General features: G+C 67.9%; 26 protein-coding genes and 1 tRNA gene. 10 read left to right on the top strand and 17 right to left on the bottom strand.

Annotation, left to right across the window (positions count from 1 at the left end):
• The first annotated feature begins 76 nt into the window (after nt 1–76).
• The 5 genes from VNF71_09955 (at nt 77) to VNF71_09935 (ending at nt 3,458) form a co-directional block, all read left to right on the top strand.
• Nucleotides 77–874 carry a transglycosylase SLT domain-containing protein gene (locus VNF71_09955; protein ID HVA74872.1) on the top strand — a complete coding sequence of 266 codons (798 nt, stop codon included), beginning with the start codon at nt 77–79 and terminating at the stop codon, nt 872–874.
• A 517-nt stretch (nt 875–1,391) separates the two neighbouring features.
• Nucleotides 1,392–1,862 carry a DUF4193 family protein gene (locus tag VNF71_09950; GenBank protein ID HVA74871.1) on the top strand — a complete coding sequence of 157 codons (471 nt, stop codon included), beginning with the start codon at nt 1,392–1,394 and terminating at the stop codon, nt 1,860–1,862.
• A 59-nt stretch (nt 1,863–1,921) separates the two neighbouring features.
• Nucleotides 1,922–2,551 carry a hypothetical protein gene (locus tag VNF71_09945; protein ID HVA74870.1) on the top strand — a complete coding sequence of 210 codons (630 nt, stop codon included), beginning with the start codon at nt 1,922–1,924 and terminating at the stop codon, nt 2,549–2,551.
• A 51-nt stretch (nt 2,552–2,602) separates the two neighbouring features.
• Nucleotides 2,603–3,046, top strand: coding sequence for a GNAT family N-acetyltransferase (locus VNF71_09940; GenBank protein ID HVA74869.1), 444 nt, complete (start codon nt 2,603–2,605; stop codon nt 3,044–3,046).
• The gene (locus VNF71_09935; GenBank protein HVA74868.1) at nt 3,039–3,458 is read left to right on the top strand and encodes an NUDIX domain-containing protein; all 420 of its coding nucleotides are present in this window, start codon (nt 3,039–3,041) and stop codon (nt 3,456–3,458) included. The genes VNF71_09940 and VNF71_09935 overlap by 8 nt, the downstream gene beginning before the upstream one ends.
• 21 nt (nt 3,459–3,479) lie before the next feature.
• Here the strand turns inward: VNF71_09935 and VNF71_09930 are convergent, their stop codons facing one another.
• Nucleotides 3,480–4,850, bottom strand: coding sequence for a hypothetical protein (locus VNF71_09930; protein ID HVA74867.1), 1,371 nt, complete (start codon nt 4,848–4,850; stop codon nt 3,480–3,482).
• Between the two features lie 212 nt (nt 4,851–5,062).
• Between VNF71_09930 and VNF71_09925 the strand changes: the two genes are divergently transcribed.
• Nucleotides 5,063–5,743 (top strand): alpha/beta fold hydrolase, encoded by a 681-nt coding sequence (locus tag VNF71_09925; protein HVA74866.1) that lies wholly within the window; start codon nt 5,063–5,065, stop codon nt 5,741–5,743.
• Between the two features lie 250 nt (nt 5,744–5,993).
• Nucleotides 5,994–7,019 (top strand): tyrosine-type recombinase/integrase, encoded by a 1,026-nt coding sequence (locus VNF71_09920; protein HVA74865.1) that lies wholly within the window; start codon nt 5,994–5,996, stop codon nt 7,017–7,019.
• 1 nt (nt 7,020) lies between these two features.
• Here VNF71_09920 and gcvPB read toward each other — a convergent pair whose 3' ends face one another.
• The 10 genes from gcvPB to VNF71_09870 all read right to left on the bottom strand — a co-directional run bounded on the left by gcvPB (nt 7,021) and on the right by VNF71_09870 (nt 17,193).
• A complete protein-coding gene (gene gcvPB / locus VNF71_09915; GenBank protein HVA74864.1) occupies nt 7,021–8,526 on the bottom strand; it encodes an aminomethyl-transferring glycine dehydrogenase subunit GcvPB in 1,506 nt (501 codons plus the stop codon).
• Nucleotides 8,526–9,878: an aminomethyl-transferring glycine dehydrogenase subunit GcvPA gene (gcvPA, locus tag VNF71_09910; protein ID HVA74863.1), complete on the bottom strand. Its 1,353-nt coding sequence runs from the start codon at nt 9,876–9,878 to the stop codon at nt 8,526–8,528. The genes gcvPB and gcvPA overlap by 1 nt, the downstream gene beginning before the upstream one ends.
• 5 nt (nt 9,879–9,883) lie before the next feature.
• Complete coding sequence (gene gcvT, locus VNF71_09905; protein HVA74862.1) at nt 9,884–10,957, bottom strand: glycine cleavage system aminomethyltransferase GcvT; 1,074 nt, start codon at nt 10,955–10,957, stop codon at nt 9,884–9,886.
• Nucleotides 10,958–11,009: 52 nt separating this feature from the next.
• Nucleotides 11,010–11,531, bottom strand: coding sequence for a MerR family transcriptional regulator (locus tag VNF71_09900; GenBank protein ID HVA74861.1), 522 nt, complete (start codon nt 11,529–11,531; stop codon nt 11,010–11,012).
• A 100-nt stretch (nt 11,532–11,631) separates the two neighbouring features.
• Nucleotides 11,632–12,129: a bifunctional nuclease family protein gene (locus VNF71_09895; GenBank protein ID HVA74860.1), complete on the bottom strand. Its 498-nt coding sequence runs from the start codon at nt 12,127–12,129 to the stop codon at nt 11,632–11,634.
• 70 nt (nt 12,130–12,199) lie between these two features.
• Nucleotides 12,200–13,114, bottom strand: a complete 915-nt coding sequence (locus VNF71_09890) for a MerR family transcriptional regulator (protein ID HVA74859.1) — start codon at nt 13,112–13,114, stop codon at nt 12,200–12,202.
• A 3-nt stretch (nt 13,115–13,117) separates the two neighbouring features.
• The gene (locus VNF71_09885; protein HVA74858.1) at nt 13,118–13,618 is read right to left on the bottom strand and encodes an FHA domain-containing protein; all 501 of its coding nucleotides are present in this window, start codon (nt 13,616–13,618) and stop codon (nt 13,118–13,120) included.
• 9 nt (nt 13,619–13,627) lie between these two features.
• On the bottom strand, nt 13,628–14,008 hold the full coding sequence (gene gcvH / locus VNF71_09880; protein HVA74857.1) for a glycine cleavage system protein GcvH: 381 nt from the start codon (nt 14,006–14,008) through the stop codon (nt 13,628–13,630).
• Nucleotides 14,009–14,059: 51 nt separating this feature from the next.
• A complete protein-coding gene (locus tag VNF71_09875) occupies nt 14,060–16,549 on the bottom strand; it encodes a sugar phosphate nucleotidyltransferase (protein ID HVA74856.1) in 2,490 nt (829 codons plus the stop codon).
• Nucleotides 16,550–16,560: 11 nt separating this feature from the next.
• On the bottom strand, nt 16,561–17,193 hold the full coding sequence (locus VNF71_09870) for a CDP-alcohol phosphatidyltransferase family protein (GenBank protein ID HVA74855.1): 633 nt from the start codon (nt 17,191–17,193) through the stop codon (nt 16,561–16,563).
• Between the two features lie 119 nt (nt 17,194–17,312).
• Between VNF71_09870 and VNF71_09865 the strand changes: the two genes are divergently transcribed.
• On the top strand, nt 17,313–19,091 hold the full coding sequence (locus VNF71_09865; protein ID HVA74854.1) for an MFS transporter: 1,779 nt from the start codon (nt 17,313–17,315) through the stop codon (nt 19,089–19,091).
• The gene (locus VNF71_09860) at nt 19,088–19,630 is read left to right on the top strand and encodes a MerR family transcriptional regulator (GenBank protein HVA74853.1); all 543 of its coding nucleotides are present in this window, start codon (nt 19,088–19,090) and stop codon (nt 19,628–19,630) included. The genes VNF71_09865 and VNF71_09860 overlap by 4 nt, the downstream gene beginning before the upstream one ends.
• Here the strand turns inward: VNF71_09860 and VNF71_09855 are convergent.
• A complete protein-coding gene (locus VNF71_09855; GenBank protein HVA74852.1) occupies nt 19,610–19,969 on the bottom strand; it encodes a hypothetical protein in 360 nt (119 codons plus the stop codon). The genes VNF71_09860 and VNF71_09855 overlap by 21 nt on opposite strands.
• Nucleotides 19,970–20,037: 68 nt before the next feature.
• On the opposite strand from VNF71_09855, the gene VNF71_09850 reads away from it, so the two are divergent.
• Complete coding sequence (locus tag VNF71_09850) at nt 20,038–20,355, top strand: NifU family protein (GenBank protein HVA74851.1); 318 nt, start codon at nt 20,038–20,040, stop codon at nt 20,353–20,355.
• Nucleotides 20,356–20,422: 67 nt separating this feature from the next.
• Here the strand turns inward: VNF71_09850 and VNF71_09845 are convergent.
• From VNF71_09845 to VNF71_09825, 5 genes are all read right to left on the bottom strand, one after another.
• Nucleotides 20,423–20,496, bottom strand: a tRNA-Pro gene (locus tag VNF71_09845).
• A gap of 53 nt (nt 20,497–20,549) precedes the next feature.
• Nucleotides 20,550–20,753, bottom strand: coding sequence for a hypothetical protein (locus tag VNF71_09840; protein HVA74850.1), 204 nt, complete (start codon nt 20,751–20,753; stop codon nt 20,550–20,552).
• A 46-nt stretch (nt 20,754–20,799) separates the two neighbouring features.
• Entirely contained in the window at nt 20,800–21,891 is a 1,092-nt protein-coding gene (locus VNF71_09835) for a PP2C family protein-serine/threonine phosphatase (protein HVA74849.1), read from the bottom strand.
• 67 nt (nt 21,892–21,958) lie between these two features.
• Nucleotides 21,959–23,290: a ribosome biogenesis GTPase Der gene (der, locus tag VNF71_09830; protein HVA74848.1), complete on the bottom strand. Its 1,332-nt coding sequence runs from the start codon at nt 23,288–23,290 to the stop codon at nt 21,959–21,961.
• Nucleotides 23,287–24,639 (bottom strand): DUF512 domain-containing protein, encoded by a 1,353-nt coding sequence (locus tag VNF71_09825; protein HVA74847.1) that lies wholly within the window; start codon nt 24,637–24,639, stop codon nt 23,287–23,289. The genes der and VNF71_09825 overlap by 4 nt, the downstream gene beginning before the upstream one ends.
• Nucleotides 24,640–24,651 lie beyond the last annotated feature (12 nt).

The following is a 24,651-nucleotide window of genomic DNA, read 5'->3' as shown; positions in this document are numbered from 1 at the left end:
CGAGGGGTTGATGAGGCTGCTGTTGATGTTGTAAGTTCAACGGCCGCGGGCGGAGGGATTGGACCTTCCTTGATCCATGCCGTCCAAATTCTTGATCGGGCCGTCCCGGGCTTTAGGTTTCTTGCGCAAGGGGGCGTCGCTGCTGACCCTCGGGGTGCTCTTGGCGGCCGGCGCCGCCGCCTACGGCAGCGGGCATTCCTACGTGGTCAAGGCCGGCGATTCGCTGTGGGCGATCGCCCGAGCCAACGGGATAACCGTCAACCAGCTGGCCGCGGCGAACAACATGAGGGCGAGCGACCTGCTCCTCATCGGTCGCCAGCTGCAGATTCCCACGACGGGTTCGACGGCCGGATCCACTCCGGCGGTTACCACCGCCTCCGCTACGACTGAGAACCCGTGGTCGTTTTGCGCCACGATGTCCTCCTCGGGCGCTCCCGGGACGTGGGGGGTCCTACCGGACCTGCTCCGGCAGTCACCTGATCGGCTGGCTCTCCAGCCGCTGTTCATCAAGTGGTCCCGCCACTACAACGTCTCCCTGCCGCTCCTCGAGGCGATCGCCTGGCAGGAATCGGGGTGGCAGCAGGGCGTCGTGTCGTCGACGGGTGCGATCGGTGCCGGCCAGATCATGCCGGGCACCGCGAGCTTCATCAGCGGCACGTTGATCGGGATGCCGATGAACATCAACTCGGTCAACGACAACATCCGGATGTCGGCTGCCTTCCTCGCCTACCTCGCCGGCGTGGAGGGGAACAACCGCTGTGCCACCATCGCCGCGTACTACGAGGGCCCGCTGAACCTCGGCACCTACGGCATCTTCCCCGATACCCAGGCCTACGTTGCGAGCGTGGAGGCGCTCATCCCGCGCTTCGAATAGCGCTTGCACAGCCTCCGTCATCCCCTTCGCGGTGGGTCCGATTCGTCCGAAATATTTTCTCGTCAGTGTGACCTGCGGCTACGCGCAAAGACCCTGGTTACGGGGGTGGAATGCCCCTTGACGGGAGTGGGGGCATGTCGGCAATGATGTGTAGCGCACCTGTCGTACTCGCCTAGGGGGCGGGCTCAGCTCGTGCGGGCAAGGGTGGCCTGAGGTCCAAGTAGATAACGGTCGGTGGGCGACACGCCTGGGTTGATTGCGCAGGGCGGCGAGCACCGAACGGCACCAACGGATCTCCGGCCGCCCGGCCGCGCGCCGCCCTGGTGAGGATCTCTTCGCCGGGCCGGATTGACCGACAGCCGTGGCACGAGGATCGATCGGGGAATACGGGGGCCTGGCGTGCTGTTCGTCCCTGGGCCCGGTCCGCTCCCGGTAGGTTCTAGTATCCGCCGCCGACACACGACTAGATGAGCGGCGTACCAACGGCGGCGCTCATAAGGAACGTTTCTTTCACACGATGCCCAAAGACGAGATCGACGACGAGCTGCTACAAGAATCCGACGACCTGCCCGATGACCTCGACGAGGAGGACCTCGAGGACCTCGACGACGAGGAACCCGACGACGTTATCGACGACGATGACGACGACGCGCTGGTCGACGACGAGGAGGACGCAGACGAGGACAGTGGCGCCGAGGTCGTCACCAAGGCCCGCGAGGACGACGAGGACTACGACGAGGACGAGGACGAGGACTCCGACGACGTGGAGGCAAGCCTCGACGTGATCTTGAAGGAGCGCCTCGTCGTGGTCGACGACGAGGAGGACGACGACGAGGACGAGCTCGTCGACGGCGAAGATCGCGGTGATACGCCCCTGCGGGTCCTGCCGAAGCAGCCGGGTGAGTTCGTCTGCCAATCCTGCTTCTTGGTGAAGCACCCCGGGCAGCTCGCCGACCCCAAGCGGATGCTCTGCCGGGACTGTGTCTAGCGGATGATGTCGAGGATCGCGACTTGGCGCAACGGGCGCAAACAGGGCAGGATCGCCAGGTGACAGATCAGCGGTCCCCGCTCGAAAGCGCGCTGGATCTCCTCGTCTACGCCCCGGTGGGCCTGGCCCTTACCGCGGCGGAGGAGCTCCCGAAACTGGCTGCCAAGGGCCGTGCCCAGGTGCAGGGTCAGATGACGATCGCCCGAATGGTCGGGCAGTTCGCTGTGGCCCAAGGCCGCAAGGAGATCGAAAAGCGCCTCGGCGGAGCAGCGCCCCCGACCGCTGCCCCCAACAGGACATCCCCCAGCCAGCCAGCCGCCGCGCCGCCCTCGGCCGCCCACGACACGGCCACGGGTGGCAGCGGCTCCTACGAGCGTCTCTCAGGCCACCCTGAGGCCCCCGAAGCCGCCGGCGAGCCCGATGCCGAGCCCTCCCCCGCGGAAGGCGCGAAAGCGAGTGGCGCGGCAGGGAATGGCTCTGTGATAGACGTCGACTTCGGGAGGAGCTCCCGATCCGCCTTGCCCGCCGAGGGACTCGCCATTCCCGGCTACGACTCGCTGTCGGCATCGCAAGTCGTTCAGCGCCTGGCGGGCCTGTCACAGGACGAACTGGCCGCCGTCGGAGAGTACGAGGCTGCTCACCGGGGGCGCCGCACGATCCTCACCAGGGTCGGACAGCTCAAGGGCTGACCCAGCCCGGTGGAGCGCGCCCGGCAGGCGGCTGCCACCGAGCTGGAATTCGTGGCCGGCCTCTGGTCGGAGGCGGTAGCCGAGCTCGACGGCCAGCGGGGAGGGTCCCTGCTCGCAGGCAGCCTCACCAGGCCGGATCTGCTCTCGGAACTCGAGCGGTCTCAGTCAGATCCGGACCACCTGATCGTCCTCGGCATGTTCGACGAGGTCGGTGTGGGGTTCGCATCGGCGGTCTGTGACCGCGAGCGGGCCGAGCCGGTTGCGGAGATCGAGGTCATCTACGTCCAACCCGACGCCCGGCAGGTCGGCGTGGCCGAAGCGATGGTCGGTTGCGTGATGCGCTGGGCGGCCGAGCGGGGGTGCGTCGGGGTCGACGCGCCGGCCTTGCCGGGGAGCCGTTCGGCGAAGGCATTTTTCGAGGACAACGGCTTTACCGCACGCCTACTCGTGATGCATCATCCGCTCGAGAGCTTGGAGGAAGGCTCGGATGGCTAGTGGCGAGACGGGCCGCCCTGAGCTGTGCGTGGGCGCGATCGCCGTCGACGAAGATCAGATCCTGCTGGTCCGGCGGGGCAGAGGGCCCGCGCAAGGCGAATGGTCCGTGCCCGGCGGTCGCGTCGAGGCTGGTGAGACCCTGGCCGAGGCAGTGGTCAGGGAACTCGCCGAGGAGACCGGCCTGACAGGTGTCTGCGACGCTCTGGCCGGATGGGTGGAACGGGTCGGGGACGGCTACCACTATGTGATCCTCGACTTCCATGTCACGATCATCGACAGTTCGGAACCGGTGGCCGGTGACGACGCGGCAGAGGTCTTGTGGGTGCCTCTGTCGCAGGTAACCGATCTGAAGCTGACGGAAGGCCTGGCGGAGTTCCTCCACGACCGGGGCATCCTCGCCACGTTCAGCTAAGGGGGCTCGGCGCGAACCTCGTCAAGAATCCTTGCGGGGCTCGCTCGCAGGGCCGCTACTCGTTTCCTTCGAGGCGGGTGGCCGCTCGGCAGGTGGCTTGCGCGCCGGTGGCGGCGGGATGGAGACGCCGAGCATGGCTGCGAGCGCGGGGATGCGACCCGACTGCTGAAGCGCAGCTTGGCGTACGTCCTGCGTGCCCTCGGAGGGAAGCCCGGATGGGGAAATCGTCCGTCGTACCGGGGAAGCCACAGCTGCTTCGAGCAACGCTATCCACAGGTCAGGCGGGGTGCCGCTCGACATGGCCTCTCCCGCGGCATCGCTCAGGCGCTTCGCCAACTCGTCGTCGAGACGGGCGGCTGGCTCGGGGGGCCGGGCGGAGAGACGCAGGGCCCTGACCACGCGCCCGCCGTCCAGTTGCTTGGTGATCTCCTCCGACCACTCGGTTCGCAGCCCGGCTATACGGCGGTCGAGGGCCTCGCGCAGGGTGACGGCTAGAGAGCGAGTCTCGTCGTCGCGAGCGACATCGGCCCCCGCGACGACGGACCGCAGGTCTCGTATGGAGATCTCGTCGGACGACTTCACGGCGGCTTCCGCCCGATCCCGCCATTCGGCGGCCTTCAAACGGGGGAGGAGGTCCTCCGCCATCGCGATCAGCTGATCGGTGTTGGGGGCAGGCCGTCCTTCGGCCGCGGCCTTCTCGCGCTCGAGGTGCAGCGCGGTCCGCACTGCGGGGATGCCGCCGCGCAGCACCTGCTCCGCGACGGGCCGCTGCTCGGGCGCGAGCGATTCGAGGATCGCGTGGCGGTGGGCGTGACCGGGGTTGAGGCGCTTCTCCCTGAGATCGGAACGATCCGATCGATTAGAACCTTCACGACCGCTGGGCTTTGCAGACCCGGATCGTGAGGGTCGATGGGCGGCATGCCGCGATCCTTCGCGCGGGGCGGCGTCGCCGGCCGGCTTCGAAGGTTCCTCGTCGGCGGAGGGGCGTGGGCGCTGGCGGCGGTCCGGGCCGCGCCCGGCGTCTCGTGCCCCTCGTTGGTCGCCCTCGCGGCGGGGTCGTTGGTCGCCCTCGCGGCGGCGTCCGGGGCCTCTGCGTTCCGATCTGCCGGTCAGCTGCGTGGTGACTCCCGGCGTGTCGGGTCGGGACGGACCGATGATCTCGAGTCGCTCCGGATCGCGGCGGGCGTCGACCTTGGGGGCGGCGACGGAGACGATCGTTATGCCATCGATCTCGAAGTCGGCTTCAGCCTTTAGAACGTCACCGACCTTGGCGCCGTCGTAGAGAAGCGATCCGTCGACTACGCCCTTGGGCTCCTTGGCCCCCGCCGCGCGCCAGGTCCACGTGCCCTCGGGGCGCGTGCTTGTCAGCTCGATCTCGATCCGGCGGGGCACGCATCAACGCTACCGGAGAGCGGCCATGGTCATCAGAGGAAAGCAGGAACGGGACACTCTCCTGCAGCCTCAACGATTTTTTGCGGGACCAATCCGTTTTGCGGGACACCCACGTCGTCAGACGACGGCTCCGTCCCACAAAACGGGGATGTCCCGTAGAACACGGATGGCGGGGCGATGGGGCCCCGTCCGGGCTCATGTACGTTTGGCCGATGGCTCTTCCACCGGTGTTGCTCGTCCACGGGTTTGCGTCGTCGTACGAGCGCAACTGGCGGGAACCGGGCTGGGTGGACATCCTCGCCGACGAGGGCCGCGAGGTGATCGGGTTCGACCTTCCCGGTCACGGCAGCGCGGACAAGCCCCACGACCCCGAGGCCTACATCGGGATGGAGGCGGCGGTCGCGGCGGCTTTGCCAGGCGACGGTCAGGTCGACGCGATCGGCTTCAGCCTGGGCGGCCAGCTGCTGCTCAGGGTTGCGGCGGACCAGCCTGGCAGGTTCCGCAAGATCGTCGTCGGGGGAGTCGGCGACAACATCTTCCGCCACGACGACCCCGAAGCCGCAGCCCGGGCCATCGAGACGGGCTCGGTGTCAGATGGAGACCCGGGTGTTGCGCAAGCCTTCGCCGTCTTCGCCAAAGCCCCCGGCAACGACCCGGCAGCGCTCGCAGCCTGCCTCCGCCGCCCGCGCGAGCCTCTGGTGCCAGACGACCTCGCCGGAGTGTCGGTACCGGTCCTCGTGGTACTGGGCGATCGCGACTTCGCCGGGCCGGCGGACAAGCTGATGGCGGCGCTGCCCGACGCGCGCCTGGCCGCCCTCGCCGGCGCCGATCACTTCGGGACGCCTAAGGATTTCCGCTTCATCGAGGCGGCGATGGACTTCCTGCGCGACTAGGGTGCGCCGCCATGGGCCGAGGAGCTAGATCGACCGTCCGCTGGAAGCACGACCGGATTCGCCGCAAGAAGCAGCGCGACGCTCGGGTCCGCAAGGCGAAGGCCGAAGCCCGCAAGCCCGAGGCCTAGGAGTCGCCAAGACGTCCTCGCAAAGTTACGGATAACTGTGATTATCCGGACTATAGGAAAAGACCGAGCCGGGAGCCCGGTCCACCGTCCCGCCGGGCCGGGGTCTTAGCCTGGGTCGGGCAGTGGCTCCCTCCCCCGCCAATCCGATCGTCGCACGAAGGCGTCTCAACGCATCGTCGGACGTGACCGACGCCGTCGACGCGTGGCTGGTGCACATGGGCGCGGCCAAGCCGTCACCGGCAACGCTCACGGCCTACCGGCGCGACGTGCAGGGCGTGGCCGGGAGGCTCGCGATCCTCGAGGGCATCGGCGAGTACGGCGACTTGCAACTCCCCCACTTGGAGCGGTCGGCGCTGCGCGCGGCGTTCGCTTCATGGGCGTCGGACCACGCCGCGGCATCGGTGCGCCGGGCGCATTCTGCCTGGTCGAGCTTCTTCGACTTCCTCGTGGCGGAGGGGGTCCTGGAGGGTAACCCGATGGCGGCGATTCCGAAACCCAAGACCCCGACCGTACTGCCCCGCTCGATCCGTGCCCCGGGCGCGATAACGCGGTTGATCCGGACCGCCGCAGAACCCGATCCTCGTTCGCGCAACCCGTGGCCCGCGCGAGACCTGGCAGTGATCGCGACCTTCTGCGTGACGGGGATACGCGAGGCGGAGGCTTGCGGGCTGAACGTGGGGTCGTTGGTGGGCGAGGTCGGCGCGCGGCGGATGGAAGTGAAGGGCAAGGGCGGTAAGGCGCGGCCCATCCCGGTCACCGCGACGCTCGACGGGGTGCTGGAGGCGTACCTGCGCGAGCGGGCCGCTCTTTTCCCCAAAGAGGATCTCGACCATCCCTCGGCCCCGCTGTTCGTCGACGTACGCGGACGGCGGTTGAGCGTCGACCAGATCCGCTACCTCGTCGAGAAGCTCTACGTGCGCGCCGGTGTGCGAGCCCAGGTGCCCGCCGGCGCTCTCGTCCACGCGTTGCGTCACACCTTCGCGACCTCGGCGCTCGAAGCCGGCGCCGACGTCGTCGAACTGCAGGAGCTGCTCGGCCACGCCAGCCTCGAGACGACCCGGCGCTACCTCTCGGCGACTGCGCAGGGGTTGCGGCACGTCATCCAGGCACACCCGGCGCAGGAGGCCCTGCGCGAGTCGCTCGGCTGACTCAGCCGGCCTCCACTACGGCGTCCCAGGTCGGCAGCAGCGTCCGCGCCGCCCGTGCTTCGTCGACACGGCCCACAGGCGTGGTGCGCGGAGCCGCAGCGCCCTCCCCCGGCGGGTCCGCCGCGATGCGGATGAGAGCATCGGCGAGGGCCTCGAGGGTCTGAGGCGACTCCGTCTCTGTCGGCTCGATCATCAGTGCTTCTTCGACGATGAGCGGGAAGTAGACGGTCGGAGCGTGGAAGCCTTCCTCCAGCAGCCGTTTGCCCACATCGAGGGCGCGTAGACCCTTCTGCTTCTTGAGCGACGTCGTCGAAGCGACGAACTCGTGCATGTTGGGCCGGTCGTAGGGCAGGTCGTACACGCCGCGCAACCGGTGCCTGAGCCAGTTGGCGTTGAGGACAGCGCCCTCCGCTACGCGCCGCAGACCGTCGCCGCCATTGGCGAGGATGTACGACCAGGCGCGCGCGAGCGCGAGCGCGTTGCCATGCCAGCTGTGGATGCGTCCGATGGATCTGGCCGGCGTGTCCCAGCCGAAGGTGCCGTCGTCGCGCCGGATCGCAAGAGGGCCGGGCAGGAAGTCGCTCAGGCGCGGGGACACCGCCACCGGCCCTGCGCCCGGGCCTCCCCCGCCGTGGGGCACCGCGAAGGTCTTGTGCAGGTTCATGTGCACTATGTCGAAACCCATGTCGCCGGGCCTGGTGACACCGAGGATGGCGTTGAGGTTGGCGCCGTCGTAGTAGAGAAGGCCGCCCACCTCGTGGACCGCGCCGGCGATCTGTGCGATGTCCTCTTCGAACAGGCCGAGCGTGTTCGGGTTGGTGAGCATGATGCCTGCAACATCGTCGTCGAGACGCGAGCGCAACTCGTCCAGATCCACGAGGCCTCTGCGGTCCGACGGGACGGTGACCGTCTCGTACCCCCCGAGGGTGACCGACGCCGGGTTGGTGCCGTGCGCCGAGTCGGGGATTATCACCTTGTGGCGGGTCTCGCCTTTGGACGCGTGGTAAGCGCGCATGAGCAGAAGGCCGGTGAGCTCCCCGGCCGCGCCCGCCGGTGGTTGGAGGGTGGCGGCCGCCATGCCGGTGATACGGCAGAGCGTGTCGGCGAGCGACCACAACAGCTCCAACCACCCCTGCACGAGATGCTCGGGTGTTGCGGGGTGCGCCGCGGCAAGACCGGGCAGCGACGCGGCATCGTCGCAGAGCTTGGGGTTGTACTTCATGGTGCAGGACCCGAGCGGGTAGGCACCCAGATCCACCGAGTACTGCCGGTGGGTGAGACGGGTCACGTGCGCCACGAGATCCCGCTCGGACACCTCGGTCAGGCCGATCGGTTCGGCCCGGAGGTGCTGCGCCGGGACGAGTTCGTCCGCGTCCCACTCGGGGACGCCGGTGGTCCGGAACGACGCGGACCGCCGGCCCGGACTGGAGTACTCGAAGATCGTCGGCTCGTGGTCGCGGCCTACGACCGGCGCGCTCGACGCCTTACCGCCGGGCGCGGGCGACATCACCTCACCGCCTTTTCGAGAGCGGACACAAACGAGTCGATCTCCTCCTTGGTTCGCTTCTCGGTGACCGCTATCAGCAACGCGTCGCCGCCGTCTTGCACGATGCCTCCTTCGATACCGACAGGCACTCCGGCGAGGAACCCTTCCTCTGCCATGCGCCCCACCACTGTCGGGGCCGGAACCGGCAGCGACACCGCGAACTCGCGCATCGTGGGAGCGGTCGCGAGCAGCTCCACCCCCGGGATGGCGGTCACGGCCTCGCGGGCGTAGCGGGTGCCCCGTGCGCAGCGAAGGGCGAGCTCCCTGAGGCCGGCGGTGCCGAGCCAGGACATCTGGATCATGCACGCCACGGCGATGAGGGTCTGGTTGGTGCAGACGTTCGACGACGCCTTCTCGCGGCGGATGTCCTGCTCCCTCGCCCGGAGTGTCGTCACGTACGCGCGCCGGCCCTCGGTGTCGAGCGTCTGGCCGACGAGCCGCCCGGGAAGGCGCCGCACCTGGTCCATCCCGCAAGCGAACAGACCGAGGTAGGGGCCGCCGAACGAGAGCGGGGTCCCGAAGGGCTGCCCCTCCCCCACGACCACGTCGGCGCCGTCCTCGCCCGCGCTTCGCAGCAGGCCGGCGGACACCGGGTCGATCGCCGCGAGCAGGAGAGCTCCGTGCCGGTCGGCGGCTGCACGCGCTGCGCGGACGTCCTCGATCGCGCCCAGGTAGTTGGGCGAGGCCACCAGCAACGCGGCGGGCTCCTCCCCCCCCTCGGGTGGCGCGGACCAGTCCGTCAAGCCGCTTCGCAGAGGAACATCGACCAGGTGGTGGCCCGTGCCGACGGCGAACGTCTGCAGCACGGAGCGCCAGTGTGGATGCAGCCCGCCGCTGACCCAGATGGTCTGGCGTCGTGTCGCGGCTGCGGCGAGGTTGACGGCTTCGACCGCTGCGCTGGCGCCGTCGTAGAGGGAGGCGTTGGCGATAGGAAGACCGGCCAGGCGCGACACGAGGGTCTGGTACTCGAAGAGAGCCTGGAGCACCCCTTGAGCCACCTCGGGCTGGTAGGGCGTGTAGGCGGTGACGAACTCCGACCGGAAGGCGAGCCGGGTCGTCGCCGACGCGATGTCGTGGTCGTACGCCCCGCCGCCGGCGAAGCAGATCAGGTCGGAGCCGACCTTGTTCTTAGAGGCGAGCCTGCCCATTTCGGCCAGGACGTCGGCCTCCGGCATCCCGGGCGCTACCGCGAGGCCGCCGGCGAGGCGGAGCGCCTCGGGCACCACTTCGAACAACTGGTCCAAGGATTCGAGACCGATATCCGCGAGCATCTGCGCGATCTCGGCCTCCGTGTGCGGGACGAAGTCACCCAACTGCGCTAACCCTTCTTCTCTACGAACGGGAGTGGTACGACCGTCGCCGGAACGTGCTTGCCGCGAAGGTCGATTTCGACTGTGCCGCCGGGCTCGAGGTCTGGCGGGAGGAACGCCAGCGCTATGCCGTGCCCGAGAACGGGCGAGAAGTTGCCGCTGGTGACCTCGCCGATCTGGCGGCCGTCGTGAAGGACGGCCGCCCCGGTCCTCGGGGGTTGCCGTCCCTCGGTTGCGAGCCCACCGAGCTTCCTGGTCAGCCCGGCCTTCTTCTGGCGTTCGAGGGCGTCCTTGCCACGGAACCCTTCTGGCTTGGTCCAGGACACCACCCATTCCAGCCCCGCCTCGAGAGGGGTGATCCCGGGCCCGAGCTCGTGGCCGTGGAGCGGGAGGGCCGCCTCCAGCCGGAGCGTGTCCCTGGCTCCGAGGCCGGCGGGGAGCACCCCGGTCGCCAGGAGGGTCTCCCAGAAGGATGGCGCAACTGCCGCGGGGATCCGGCATTCGACCCCGTCCTCACCGGTGTAGCCGGTGCCCGCGGCGACGCACTCCGCGCCGTTCCAGGAGAAAGGGGCCACACGGAAACGCCCCACCGCCGCGGCTTCTGGTGTGACGGTCGAGAGCCGCCGGCGGGCGTTCGGGCCTTGGACGGCGATCACCGCCCGTTCGGCTGTCACGTCGACACCTCCGATCGCCGATCGGACCCTGGCGGTGTTGGAGGCGTTGGGCATCACGTCGAAGGTCTGCTCGTCGAGCCACCACACGATGATGTCGTCGAGCACAGAACCGTCCGCGTCGTCGAGCAGGTGGGTGTACTGGGCGCGGCCGGGACCCACCTTCGCGAGGTCGTTGGTGAGCGTCGACTGAAGGAGATCCCTGGAGTCCGGACCGGCGACCCTCACCGTGCCGAGGTGGCTCACGTCGAAGGCGACCGCGTCCGTACGGCAGGCGGTGTGCTCGGCGATGGTCCCGCCGCTATAGGCAAGGGGCATCTCCCAGCCGCCGAACGGGACCATCTTGGCGCCCAGTGCCCGATGGACCGAGTCGAGCGGAGAATGTCGAAGCGTCGGTCCGGCGTCGGTCACCCGAGCCAGCCTAGAGCGTCAGCCGGGTCACCCTGCGGTGGTGGCGGCGGGATCAGGCGCCGGTTCTGCGCGCCGGTCGCGCGGCAACGCCGCGGCCATCTCGGGGAGCCGCCATGCGGGCTTCCACCGGCGCCGGCACATCGAGCCCCAGTTCGGTGATCGCTGACTGCAGTTCGGAGACGACCCCCCCGAGCGGCACGATGTTGAGGACGGTCTGGCCCCCCTTGAGGAGGTCGATGACCTCCTCGCCCGAATGGGCGAGCACCGAGCTCTTGCCGTCGATGACCAGGTTGGCCGAGGCCAGGTCATCCCCGGTCGAGCGAAGACATTCGATAGCCTTTCGTGCCGCCCGCAGCGAGAGGCCGGCGTCCAGCAGGCGCTTGATCACCTTCAACTGCACCAGGTCGGTATAGGAGTACAGCCTCTGCGAGCCGCTCCCCCTGGCCTCGGTGATCGACGGGTGCAGCAGCCCGGTTCGGGCCCAGTAGTCGAGCTGGCGGTACGTGATCCCGACGATCGAGCACACCTGGGGGCCGCGGTAGCCGGTATCGCCGTGCTGGTCAGCTGCTGCCATGTCCGCCCCTCCAGGGATCACAGACGAGTAGTTACGACAGTGTGCTGCACCAGGACCGGGATTGCAACCGCTTGTTCGGGGGGTGTCTTCCAGTGCGGTATCAGGACTCGAAGTCCTCGGGGCGGATCCCTTCGATGAACTGGCGGAACTCGGAAACGAGCTCGTCCGCTTCGGGGGGCTCGGCTTCATCGTCAACGGGGAGCAGGACTCCCTCGGCGTCGAGGAGCGCCTCCTCCGCGTAGATAGCGGTGTCGGCCCGGAGGGCCAGAGCCACCGCGTCCGAAGGCCGCGCCGAGATCACGTGGCGCTGACCAGCGGAGAGCAGATGTATATCCGCGAAGAACGTCCGGTCCCGAAGCTCGGTGATGACCACACGGTCTATGTGAGCGCCCAGTTCGTCGAGAAGGTCCTTCATCAGGTCGTGGGTCATCGGCCGCGGGGTCTCGACGCCCTGCTGCGCGAACGCGATCGCCTGAGCCTCCGCCGGGCCGATGTATATCGGCAGCGTCCGGTGGGAGCCCTGGACCTCCTGCAATAACAGGATCGGCGTGTTGCTAGGAAGCTCCACCCGTACTGCGCTCAGGTGCATCTCCACCATGGACAGAACGTTACCGCCGCCGCAGCCGTTCCAACCCGACACTTCGAACGTCGGGGGCGACGCCTGCCGGTCAGCGGATCTCGCGCAAAGCCCGTTCGAGCAAAGCCGCGCGCAGCTCGCCCCCCAGTCGCGAGAGGTCGGAGACCATCTCGGCCGCCTGGCGGCGGGCCTGGGGGTTGCGCTGGCGCAGCAGCGGCATTACGAGTTGCTCGAACAGCGCCGCTTCGCGGTCCGCCGAGTTCCGCCAAGCCCGGAGGTGCCGCGCTTCGACCCCGTGCAGCGCGAATCCCGCGGCAGCTTTCGTGACATCGAGCGAGCTCCGGTCGAAATAGGCGGTTCCGGCCACCACCGCGTGGATGGAGATGAGCCCGTACTGTTTCAGCTCGTTGACCAGGCCCGGCGTCGTTCCCGCTGCAACGGCCAGTTCCTCGGCCGTGTAGCTGTCGGCCTCCACGCCGGCGGCGGCCGTCTGGTGTGGGCTTGGCGCCTCGGCCGGAGCGGGGGCCGCCTCCCCGGTCTCGGCGCCGAGCCCCGGCAAGGTGGCCGGCTCCTCGCTGCGCCCGGCGCGGCGTCCCTCACGTGCGGGCACCCGGGCCGACGGCGCCGGCCGGCTTGTCGGGGTGGTCGCAGTGGTGGCCGCCGGATGTGCCGGCGAGGAGCTGGAGGTCGGTGCCTCGCTGCCGGAGCCAGGCTCATCGGCGCCTTCCTCCGGCGTTGCGCCGTTGGCGGCGGGTTCGTCGGGGTGCTCGCTGAGCCGGCCGCGGATCACCTTGAGGGGCAGGAAGTGCTCCCGCTGCTGGCGCAGGATCCACCTGAGCCTCTCGACGTCCTGGTCGTAGAACTTGCGGTAACCGGACGGTGTGCGCTCAGGATCGACGAGCCCCTGGCTCTCCAAGAAGCGGATCTTCGAGATGGTGACGTCGGGGAACTCCTCGCGAAGCAGGGAGAGAACCTCGCCGATCGAGAGGTGCGACCGCTCCGCCACGGGTTATCGGCCCCGGACCTCGAACAGGAAGACGAGTTTGAACTTGCCGATCTGGACCTCGTCGCCGCTGTGGATCAGGCTCTTCTGGTCGATGCGTTCCCGGTTCAGGTAGGTCCCGTTGAGCGAGCCGACGTCGTCCACGGAGAACTCCCGCCCTTCGTGGACGAACTCCGCGTGCCGGCGGGATACCGTCACGTCGTCGAGGAAGATGTCGCTGTCGGGATGACGCCCGACGGTGGTGGTGCCGGGACCGAGGATGAAGCGCGATCCGGCGTTCGGGCCCCGCTTGACCACGAGCATGCCCATTTCGGGCGGCAGGTCGTCCACTGCGACGGTGACCTCCTCTTCGCCGACTTCGCCGGTGGCCTCGACGGGCGAGAGCGTGATCGTCGAAACGGTCGAGTCGCCACCCTCGGGATGCTCGAGCACCGCGCCGCAAGAGGAGCAGAAGTTCGACCCCTCGGGGTTGCGGTGACCGCAGCGGTTACAGAAGATCGACGTCACCCGTGATTATCAGCTCTCGATCAGCTTTCGATAGCCCTCGGCGTCCAGGAGGTCCTGGAGCGCGGCCGGATCGGTGGGTCGTATGACGCAGATCCAACCTTCACCGTAGGGGTCCTCGTTGAGCCGTTGAGGTGAGTCGCCGAGCTCGGCGTTGACCTCGACGACCGTGCCGGCGACAGGGGCGTATATGTCGGACACCGACTTCGTCGACTCCACCTCCGCGACGGATTCGGATCCCGACACGGCGGCGCCCGGCTCCGGCAGCTGCACGAACACCACGTCACCCAGGGCGTCCTGCGCGTAGTCGGTGATCCCTATCCTGATCACGTCTCCCTCGAGACGCGCCCATTCATGATCCGCGGTGTAGCGGAGCTCGTCGGGGACATTCATGCAACGGAACTTATCCGACGCGCCAACGGCTCGTCGCCCGGAGCATCCCCTTCACGAGCGGAGGAGATTCCGTATGCGGCGGGCGTACTCCTGCGCACGCGCCCTGGCGTCGGAGTCGGTGGACGCCTCTGCCCACACGTGAGTCAAGGGTTCTTCGGTGTCGGGGAAGACGAGCGCCCAGCCGTCGTTGTGGAGCACCTTCACCCCATCGACGAGTGTCACGTCGCGGTCCTTCGCCCACTCCATGACCATCCGCATGACGAGGCCCTTCTTGTCCCAGGGCGTCACCACGGCCTCGTGGGCGACCCTCACCACCGGGAGCCTCGCCACGATCTCGGACATTCGCCGGCCGCACGACGCCAGGAGGGTCAGGGTCTCGACGAGCGCTGCCACGGCGTCGTAGGCGGGGAGGAATCCGGGGAAGATGTAGCCGCCTTCCTGGCTCGCCGCGAAACGCACCCCCGGCGCGGAGGCCAGCTCCATGAGATGCGGGGTCGACAGCTTGGCCCACAGCAAGGTCGCGTTGGCCTCCTCGCACATCGCCTCGACGGCCCGGCCCACCGATACCGGCAGCGCGACAGACGGCGGCGTACCTCCCCTGCGGTCGGCGTCGTCGAGGACCAGGCGGAGCAGCGCCATCAACCCCTGGTCGTCGGTGAGGACGTGTCCGTTGTCGTCCACGAAGGTGATGTGCTCGCCGTCGGTGTCGATGACGGCGCCGAGATGCGCCCCGGATGCTCGCACCAACTCGGACACCTTCGCGGCGTGCTCCCACCGGTCGAAGCTGAGGGACTGCCGGGTCGACGCGTAAGGGTTGACCGACAGCACCTCGGCTCCGAGCTTCGACAAGACGTTGGGCATCACGAAACTCGCGGCTCCGTACGCGTAATCGAGCACGACCTTGAAACGGGCGGCCCTGACGGCATCGACATCGATGTTCTCCATCAGGACCGCCGTGTAGAACTCAGCCGTTCTGACAGGGAACCGAAGGTCGCCGATCTCGCCTGCCAGGGACCGCCGGTAGTCCTCGCGGTAGAAGAGCCGTTCGATCTTCTTCTGGGCCGTCTCCGAGATGTCGATGCCGCCCGCGTCGAAGAAGCGTATGACCACTGACTGCGGGTCGTCGGGTGCGAGACGGACGGTGAAACCGCCCGTTCCCCCTTCGATGCGCACGCCGAAACGAGTGACCGGGATGGTGGCCACTTCGAGGTCCGCCACGTCCACCCCCGAAGCGTTGAGGCCGACCATCATCGCTCGCTTCAGGACTCGGGCCGCTCGGCTCGTGTCACGGGACGCCACGACCGTGGAGCCCTTCTTCATCGTCGTCCCGTACGCCATCGCGAGACGGACGGCCAGCTCCGGGGAGATGTCGACGTTCGCGAGGCCGGCCACGCCGAGCCTCCCGAACAGGTTCCGGGCGCCCCGGGACTCCCAGACGATCGACGAGTTGACGATCGCACCGTGCTCGACTGTTTTGAACGGGTAGACCTTCACGCCTGGGTTGATGACCGCGTGGTCGCCCACGAAGCATTCTTCGCCCAGGACCACCCCTTCTTCGAGCCGGGCGCCGCGCCTCAGGTCGCTCGACCTGCCGACGACCGCTCCGCGCAGGCGCACTCCCGGTCCCAGGTAAACGTTGTCGTGCACGACGGAGCGCTCCACGAACGCATCCGCTCCGACGCGCACGTTGGATCCGAGCACGCTGTACTCAGCGAGGCGTGCGCCGGCCTCCACCCGGCAGTAGTCCCCGATGATGGCGGGGCCGTCGACGACAGCCGCCGGGTCGACCTCCGACCCCTCTCCGAGCCAGATGCCCTCCCCCATCCGGAACCCCGGGATGTCGAGCGCGACCTGGGCGTCGAGCACGTCCTGGTGAACCTTGATGTAGGCGTCGAGGGTCCCCACGTCCTCCCAGTAGCCCTCGGCTACGTAACCGAACACCGGCATGCCGTCGTCCAGCAGCCTCGGGAAGACCTCAGAGGAGAAATCAACCGGTTTGTCCGGTTCGATGTAGTCGAAGATCTCCGGCTGAAGCACGTATATGCCGGTGTTGATCGTGTCGGAGAAGACCTGCCCCCACGTCGGTTTCTCCAGGAAGCGCTCTATGGAGCCGTCTTCCCGGGTGATGACGATGCCGAACTCGAGGGGGTTGTCCATCGCCTTCAAGCCGATGGTCGCGAGCGCCTTCTTCTCCGCGTGAAACTTCACGATCGCTCGCAGGTCGATGTCGGTGACGACGTCGCCGGAGATGACGAGGAATGTCTCCGTCAGCTCCTCCATGGCGTTGCGGACCGAACCCGCCGTCCCGAGCGGGTTCTCCTCGGTGGCGTAGACCATCCGGACCCCGAACTCCGAACCGTCCCCGAAGTAGGTCCGGATGGCGTTGGCCTGGAACGCGACCGTCACGACGATGTCATGGAAACCGTGCTTCTTCAGGAGCTCCACGACGTGCTCCATCATCGGCCGGTTCGCCACCGCCATCATGGGTTTGGGCTGGTTCGACGTGAGGGGTCTGAGCCGTGTCCCTTCGCCACCGGCCATGATGACCGCCTTCACCGCAGGGACTCCGCGGCACCTTCGAGTTGGGCTGCGCGCTCGTGCCGGCTCTCGGCGATGGCCTCGCGGGCCTTTGGTACGTAGGTGAACGCCGCGTACCAGCCGAAAACCAGGGCCGGGACGGTGGACACCCAGGCGAGAGCCTCGGCTATCGAATGCCAGTCGTCGTTGGCGTGGCCGCCAAGGAACAGAGGCAAGGCGCACATGAGAGCGAACGTCCCCGCCTTGCCGGCCCATTGCACGTCCATGCGGCGCCCTCCCGCCGCGGCCACGTAGAGGAATCCGCCGGCGACAAGAGCCTCCCGCGCCAGGGCCACGACGGCCACCCACACGGGTACGGCACCGACGGCGATGATCGACACTGCCCCGACTCCGAGCAGGAGCCTGTCGGCGACGGGATCGAGAACCTTTCCGAGGGTGGAGATCTGGTTGAAGTGACGAGCCACGTAACCGTCCACACCGTCGCTGACACCCAGTCCTCCGAGGAGCAGAGCGGCGGGATACCAGCCGGCGTGGTGAGGCCGCAGTAGCAGCAGCACGAACACCGGGATGCACAAGAGCCTGACCAGGGTTATGAGATTCGGAACGGTGAGGATGCGGTCTTCACCATTCGCCGCTTCCTCGGTCATATGGCGGATTCTACGGCGCCCGGCGGGCCCGGATCGGCCTGAGCCCTTCTCCGTCGGAGCGAGCGGAACGCCCCGGCCATGCCAGCAGACTCTGACGTTGACGTTAGAGTTGTTCCGTCATGATCCAGCGAGGCGATGGCGGCGACCGGGTTCCCGGACCTCGCTACAAGTGGGTCGCGCTCTCGAACACGACGCTTGGCGTGCTCATGGCGACGATCAACCAATCGATCCTCTTGATCTCGCTGCCGAACATCTTCCGAGGCATCCACCTCGATCCCCTCAACCCCGCGAACACGTCGTTTCTCCTTTGGCTGCTGATGGGCTTCATGCTCGTCACCGCCGTACTGGTCGTGAGCTTCGGTCGGGTCGGCGACATGTACGGCCGGGTTCGCATGTACAACCTCGGGTTCGCCGTGTTCACCGTGTTCTCCGTGCTGCTGTCCGTCACGTGGATGACCGGGACGGCGGCTGCCATATGGCTGATCGTCATGCGGGTCTTCCAGGGCGTCGGTGCTTCCCTTCTCTTCGCCAACTCGAACGCGATCCTGACTGACGCGTTCCCACCCCACGAGCGGGGCATGGCAATGGGCATCAACGGGATCGCGGCTGTCAGCGGATCGTTCATCGGGTTGATACTCGGCGGTGTCCTCGCCCCCATCGAGTGGCGCCTCGTATTCCTCGTTTCGGTGCCAGTTGGTCTCTTCGCGACCATCTGGGCATATCTCAAGCTCCACGACAACGGGGTACGGACGCCATCGCGCATCGACTGGGCGGGCAACATCACCTTCGCTCTCGGCCTGATCTCGCTTCTGGTGGGCATCGTGTACTCGATCCAGCCGTACGGCCATCACACGATGGGTTGGACCAACCCGTTCGTCATCGCGACGATCGTCGCCGGGTTGGTGCTGCTCGCCGTGTTCGTCTGGGTGGAGTTCAGGGTGGCGGACCCGATGTTCCGGCCGAGGCTGTTCCGTATACGGGCCTTCACCGCCGGCAACATCGCCGGCGCGCTGGGGGCTACGGGCCGAGGTGGCCTCCAGTTCGTTCTCATCATCTGGCTACAGGGGATCTGGCTGCCCCTCCACGGCTACAGCTTCGCCGAGACGCCGTTGTGGGCGGGCATCTATATGATCCCGATGACGGTCGGCTTCCTCGTCTCCGGGCCTATCTCGGGGATCCTCTCGGACCGTTTCGGAGCCAGGCCGTTCGCGACGGCGGGTCTGGCGATCAGCGCCGGGGCGTTTCTGTTGATGAACACCTTGCCCATCGACTTCGCGTACCCGGCGTTCGCCGCGCTCATCCTGGTGTGGGCGCTCGGTGCCGGCATGTTCTTCTCCCCGAACCAGGCAGGCGTGATGAACAGCCTTCCTCCCGAGCAGAGGGGTGCCGGAGCCGGCATGCTCACCACCTTCCAGAACTCGGCTCAGGTGCTGTCGATGGGCGCGTTCTTCACCGTGATCACCCTCGGTCTCGCAGCGACCCTGCCGGGACATCTATACAGCGGACTCGTCGCTCAGGGCGTCCCGAGCGGAGCTGCCCGGGCGGTCGCAGGGTTGCCGCCCATCGGCACTCTCTTCGCCGCGTTCCTCGGCTACAACGCCATCCAGATCGAGCTCGGGCATTCGGGCGTGCTCGCCTCTCTCCCCCACTCCAAGGCCGCTTACCTGACCGGCCGCGAGTTCTTCCCTCGACTCATCTCGTCACCGTTTGCCACCGGATTGCATCTGGCTCTCTTCTTCGCGGCGGGCATCACCATCCTTGCGGCTATCGCATCGCTGCTACGAGGAGGCGTCTACTTCCACGAGCGAGAGCCTCTGGCCGACGAAGTCGCCGAAGGCATGGCTGCGGTCGCCGAGGTGACCGGGGTCGAGGTGAGGGCGGGTGGTGGGGCGCCGTGAAAAGGTCTTCCACGTCGCGGCCGCAGCCGGAGGGGAAGCTCGTCGGTATAGCCAAGGCGGCCGCCCAATGCGGCGTTTCCGAGAGAGCGCTGCGCTACTACCAGCAGATCGGTCTTCTGACGCCTACAGCTTCCACCCCAGGAGGGCTCCGGCGGTACTCCGAAGGCGACCTGACGCGCGTGCGGCGCATCCGGGAACTGCAGGCGTTGCTCGGCTTCAACCTCGACGAGATCCGCGCCGTGCTCGCAAGCGACGACCGGTTGGCCGCGATCAGGGCGGAATACGACGCAGCGTCGGAGGGGTCCGCCCGCCGGGCGCTGCTGCTGCGTCAGGCGCTGAAGGTGCGGGAGGATCTCACCGAGACGGTCGACTCCAAGATCGCGGCGCTCCAGTGTTTCAGGGCCGACCTGTCGGCGTCGATGGACAGGGTCCGGGCCGTGATGGAGGGGACAACGGCCAAGCGCGGCAGCCCAGGTAAAGTGCAACGGCGTCGCGCCGGCGGCCGGGGACGGGCCGGCTCAGGCGGTGGGACTCGGTGAGGGCAGCGACCACCGCAGGTGACCTCGGTCGTCGATCTCTACGACGTCGATCGGCTTGCCCTGGTCGAAGTGGCATTGGAACCTGAGACCTGTTCTCACGGGCTCGTGCTCGGGGCAGACGACGCTTGGCGGCGACGAGGTCGAGCGGAGCGCCTGCAGCCCTGTCGCCAGTTGTGCGGCGACGTCGCTACCGGAAAGCGTTTTCGGCGGCGGGTGGGAGAGGTCACCGCCGGCGCCGAACACGATTCCGATCGCGAGCAACGCAGCCAACGCGATCAGGCCCGGGACCCAGCGGGCCCGCTTGCGACGCGTCACGGTCGCAACTGGGGCCTCGGTCACCGGCGCAGGGTACCGGCTGCCGGTTCCGGCGGCCTTCCTGCCAGAATGGGTATGGAGGTAATGAGCGAATGCTGACTGACGACGAACGAGCACAGAGACTGGCCGACCTCAACGAGCTGATCGACTTGATCCGCCCCGCGGTCCAGGCGGACGGCGGCGATCTGGTTCTGGTCAGCGCCGACGTCGACTCTGGTGTCATCGAGGTCCAGTTGCAAGGTTCGTGCTCGTCGTGCGCCATCAGCTCGACGACTCTTCAGGCGGGTGTCGAGCGCATACTCAAGGAGCGGCTCGACTGGGTGACCGAGGTCTTCGGCAGCATCGACGACGAGATCGACTACGAGACCAGCTCGGCCATGGGTCGCGGCGCGTACCGCCCCGCCTGGTAGCAGACTTAGCCGCCCCATGCGGGCGTGAGAGACATGGGCCCCGGGGGAACCCCGGGGCCCTCTTGCGTCGGGCGGGCGGGACTTGAACCCGCGGCCCCCAGACCCCCAGTCTGGTGCGCTACCAAACTGCGCCACCGCCCGGTTGGGAATACGACCCTAGTACTCCGCCGCTACGTACGCCGCGGGTAGGAGCCTCAGATGTGCTTGGGTAGCCACTCCACCAGCCAGTAGATCCGGTACACCATGTACACGGCCAGAGCGACGAGCATCAGCTTGAAATGCCATGGCACACCTTTGCGCGCAGGCGCGAGAACGCGTCCGCAGGTAGGGCAACTCCCCGATGCGTCCACGACGCTCCGGTCGTCCCAGAACTTGCTGCAGTCGTCGCACCAGGGCACCGGTACCCCACGGTACCGCCGGGCCCGTCCGGGCTGGCCGCGTGGGTCAGACCTTGCGGACGGCCAGGATCGCTACGTCGTCGCTCAACGGCTCTGAGGAGAAATCTCGGGCGGCCTCGAGCAGGGTCTTGCACAAGATGGTCGTGTCCTGGCCCGGGTCGCGCCGCACAAGCCCCGCTATTCGATCCTCACCGAATATCTGGCCGCCCGAGCGGGCCTCCGTGAGGCCGTCCGTGTACAGCACCAGAAGATCGCCGCTCATCAGGTTCAGCTCACGCGAGAAGTACGCGGCCTGCGGATCGAGGGTGAGCAGAGGACCGGTCGCGGGGAGCGAGCGCATCTCCGAGTCGTGCCACAGCCATGCGGGGGGGTGTCCGGCCGACGCGTGGCGGAGGGTCCCCGCCTCGACGTCGAAGACGACCACGCAGACAGACACCAGGTCCTCGGGTCTGCTTCCCGTGGACATCAGCTTGTTGAGCTCTTCGAGGGCTTGAGCGGGGTCGCGGTACTGGCGCAGGAAGGTTCTCAGCAGGTACTTGACCTGGAAGGCGGTGATGGACGGCTCGATCCCGTGGCCCGCGACGTCGCCGATCAGGACCGCCATCCGGCTCGGCCCGGTCGCGAGCACGTCGTAGAAGTCGCCGGCCATCATGCCGGTACCGGGCTCGTACACCCGCCCGAGATCGAATCCCTCGATATGAGGCAGGCTCTCGGGGGCGAGCCGGTCGGCCCACCTGCGCGGGGCGAGCTGGTCCTGCGCGAGGACCTCCTCCGCGCGCCGTTCCAGCATGGCCCGGTTCTCCGCGAGCCTCGCCTCGTCGAAGAAGCGCGGTGCAAACCGGATCGACACCACCACCGGGATGCTCACGGCGAGGAGCGGTACCTCGTACCAGATGTCCCTCGACAGCGAAGCGACCGCGAGGGCCACGGCGAGGATGCCGTAGAGGATGGCGGTGTGCAGGTCCTTGTCGAATGCCGAGCGTGCCAATTCGGTGGCATCCCGCCCGTGCGACGAGGACGCGGTCTCGGCTTCGATGCGGCGTGCAGCGCGCGCCAGACGGGCTGCTGCCCTACCCCACAAGATTGCGGCGATGGCGCAGAACACTGCCGCGGCGGCCAGCCACGGCTGGGTGAACATAGGCGAAACGCTACTCGACGACCGGTATCTCCCGATAGGCGCCTAAAGAGGTTCGCGTCGCAGCAGGTCAGCCGGCCCTTCGGCGTACCCGGAACACGAGAGGTGTCGGCCCGAAGCCGAAATGCTCACGAAGCCGCCTCTCGATGTAGCGCAGGTAAGGGGCGGGAAGCGGCCGCGTGGCGAAGAGGGTGAACGTGGGAGGGTCCGTGGCGCCCTGCGTCGCGTAGAGGATCCTCCCCCCAGGTGAACGGTGTTCTGCTTGCGCCAGGGTGATGAGTCGGTTCAGCTCTCCCGTCGCGACTCGCTTGCCGGAAGCGTCGATGGCTGCCTCGAGCGCCGGCAGCAGTTTGTGCACACCTAGACCCGTACGCGCGCTCACCTTGAGCACGGGTGCGTAGGCGAGGAAACCGAGGCGGTCCTCGACCTCGGCGAGGACGCGGCTGCGGGCTTCGGCGTCGAGCATCTCCCACTTGTTGAGCAACACGACGACCGAGCTCCCCGAGGCGTCGACGCGCTCAGCCAGGCGCTGGTCCTGTTTTGTCACCCCGTCGGTCGCGTCGATGACCAGAAGAGCGGACTGGGCCCGATCGAGAGCCTGGAGGGCGCGTACAAGCGAGTAGTACTCGGCTCCGGAAGCCTCCTTGCCACGCCGGCGCATTCCTGCGGTGTCGACGAAGCGGATCGCGCCCGACGGTGTCGACACAACCGTATCGACGCTGTCGCGTGTGGTCCCCGGCTCGTCGTGGACAACCGAACGCTCGTCACCTATCAGCCGGTTGAACAACGTCGACTTGCCGACGTTGGGCCGCCCCACGATCGCTACCGACGGCTGCGTGCTCGCTTCCCCGACTTCCTCGGCGGCATCCAGGTCGGCCGGGAACCTCTCCACGATTGCGTCGAGAAGCTCGCCGGTCCCGCGACCGTGGAGCGCGCTGACCGGGAAAGGGTCACCGAGTCCCAGACGTGCGAACATCCACGCGTCGGCATCCCTGCTGTCGCCGTCGACCTTGTTCGCAACCAACACCAGCGGGCGCCCGGACCGTCGCAGCATTGCGGCCACCTTGGCGTCGTCCTCGGTGATGCCCACCGTCGCGTCGGCCACCATCACGACCACGTCGGCTGCACGTATCGCTCGTTCCGACTGTGCGCTCACCTGGCCTTCGAGGGTGTCTTTCGAATCCAGCCATCCGCCGGTGTCCACGATCGTGAACTCGCGGCCGGCCCACTCCGCCTCCAGGAACTTGCGGTCTCTGGTGACCCCCGGCCTTTCCTCGACGATCGCTTCGCGCCGGCCGACGATGCGATTGACGAGGGTGCTCTTGCCGACGTTCGGGCGGCCCACCACTGCGACGAGGGGCCGCGACCGGCGTTCCGGCGCGACGGCCGCGTCTTTTCTCATGACGGTGCCGGGACGAGCAACGCTTGGCGCAGAGCTGCGCCGTCCGCGGGGATGACCTCCACCGGCAGCGGAAGGTCTTCGACTGCGAAGCCGTCGAGGAAGCGCCCGCCGGACAGGCAGACGTCGGGCAGCAGGTAGCGCCTGAGGGGGGAGGCCCCCGCCAGGGCGGCGGTCACGTCGGCTCCCGTCAGCAGGCCGGCGACCGCCGTGTTACCGCCGAAGAAGCGGTTCTCGACCGCCATGACTTGCACGCCGCCTTGCAGAAGCGGGCGCAGCACCCTCTCGCCGTACGTTCCGGTGATCACGGTGACCGGAGCGTCCCGGCGAGGCCTGACGGTGACCGTTCCGGCCCGGGGCGCCCGGTATCCCGCCGCAGGCGCACCGTCCACCGACTGGAAGAACCCGCCCGGGCCGCCAGCCGGGGCGCCGCTTCGACCGCGATAGCGCGCCTCGAAAGCGGCGGCCATCCCGACGCCGTTCTCGTGTTGTGCCACCTCCCCGTACGTCTCGAGGGCGGGAAAGGGCCGGCCGGCCAGCAGGTAGTACTCGTCTGCGGCGTAGACGAGCCGGCGCCCGAGTGCGATCAGAAAGGTGTCCTGCCAGGCCTCGACGAGATCGACGACCACCGCAGCCTCACTCTCGGTATGCGGTCGCATCGCTGCTTCCGAGTTGAAACGGCTGACCCCGAGCGGTACGCAGGCCACGCTCGCGATCTCGGGAAAGCGGTCGAGGACGCCGGCGAGGGTGTCGTCGAGGATGGCGGCGTCGTTGATTCCCGGGCAGACCACGACCTGGCCGTGGACTTCGATGCCGTTGTCGAGCAGCGCCCTGAGCCACCTCAGGCTCATCGCACCGCGCGGGTTGCGCAACATCCGGGCGCGGACCCCGGGGTCGGTCGCGTGGATGCTCACCCACAACGGCGACAAACCCTCCGTGACCACCCTTTCGAGATCGGACTCGGTGAACCGCGTGAGGGTCGTGAAATTTCCGTACAAAAACGACAAGCGGTAGTCGTCGTCGCGGGTGTACAGGCTCTTGCGCATTCCCTTGGGGAGCTGGTGGATGAAGCAGAACTCGCAGTGGTTGTCGCAGGTGCGCACCCGGTCGAACAGGGCTGCGTCCACCTCGATCCCGAGCGGTTCGGCCGTCTCGCGCTCCAAGGTCAGGGAGAGCTCCAGACCCCCTCTGCGGATATCGAGGTCCAGGCGCGCCTGATCGGCGATCAGCTGGTACTCGATGATGTCGCGGGGGAGCTGGCCGTCCATCGCCGCGATCTCGTCACCGGCTTGGAGGCCAGCCCGGGCGGCAGGAGACCCGGGGGTCACCGCCACCACACGGGGCATGGACATGGCCGTTCAAGG

This window comes from Acidimicrobiales bacterium (assembly GCA_035533095.1).
In the GTDB taxonomy this organism is placed as follows: Bacteria; Actinomycetota; Acidimicrobiia; order Acidimicrobiales; family Palsa-688; genus DATLUM01.
The sequence above is the reverse complement of the archived record's forward strand: the minus strand, read 5'-3'. Positions and strand labels throughout refer to the sequence as shown.

Excerpts from the sequence above, each read along its gene's own strand:
- VNF71_09955 (HVA74872.1), top strand. The coding sequence starts at position 77 with ATGCCGTCCAAATTCTTGATCGGGCCGTCCCGGGCTTTAGGTTTCTTG.
- VNF71_09950 (HVA74871.1), top strand. The coding sequence starts at position 1,392 with ATGCCCAAAGACGAGATCGACGACGAGCTGCTACAAGAATCCGACGAC.
- VNF71_09935 (HVA74868.1), top strand. The coding sequence starts at position 3,039 with ATGGCTAGTGGCGAGACGGGCCGCCCTGAGCTGTGCGTGGGCGCGATC.
- VNF71_09925 (HVA74866.1), top strand. The coding sequence starts at position 5,063 with ATGGCTCTTCCACCGGTGTTGCTCGTCCACGGGTTTGCGTCGTCGTAC.
- gcvPB (HVA74864.1), bottom strand. The coding sequence starts at position 8,526 with ATGTCGCCCGCGCCCGGCGGTAAGGCGTCGAGCGCGCCGGTCGTAGGC.
- VNF71_09900 (HVA74861.1), bottom strand. The coding sequence starts at position 11,531 with ATGGCAGCAGCTGACCAGCACGGCGATACCGGCTACCGCGGCCCCCAG.
- VNF71_09895 (HVA74860.1), bottom strand. The coding sequence starts at position 12,129 with ATGGTGGAGATGCACCTGAGCGCAGTACGGGTGGAGCTTCCTAGCAAC.
- gcvH (HVA74857.1), bottom strand. The coding sequence starts at position 14,008 with ATGAATGTCCCCGACGAGCTCCGCTACACCGCGGATCATGAATGGGCG.
- VNF71_09875 (HVA74856.1), bottom strand. The coding sequence starts at position 16,549 with ATGGCCGGTGGCGAAGGGACACGGCTCAGACCCCTCACGTCGAACCAG.
- VNF71_09870 (HVA74855.1), bottom strand. The coding sequence starts at position 17,193 with ATGACCGAGGAAGCGGCGAATGGTGAAGACCGCATCCTCACCGTTCCG.
- VNF71_09865 (HVA74854.1), top strand. The coding sequence starts at position 17,313 with ATGATCCAGCGAGGCGATGGCGGCGACCGGGTTCCCGGACCTCGCTAC.
- VNF71_09850 (HVA74851.1), top strand. The coding sequence starts at position 20,038 with ATGCTGACTGACGACGAACGAGCACAGAGACTGGCCGACCTCAACGAG.
- VNF71_09835 (HVA74849.1), bottom strand. The coding sequence starts at position 21,891 with ATGTTCACCCAGCCGTGGCTGGCCGCCGCGGCAGTGTTCTGCGCCATC.
- der (HVA74848.1), bottom strand. The coding sequence starts at position 23,290 with ATGAGAAAAGACGCGGCCGTCGCGCCGGAACGCCGGTCGCGGCCCCTC.
- VNF71_09825 (HVA74847.1), bottom strand. The coding sequence starts at position 24,639 with ATGTCCATGCCCCGTGTGGTGGCGGTGACCCCCGGGTCTCCTGCCGCC.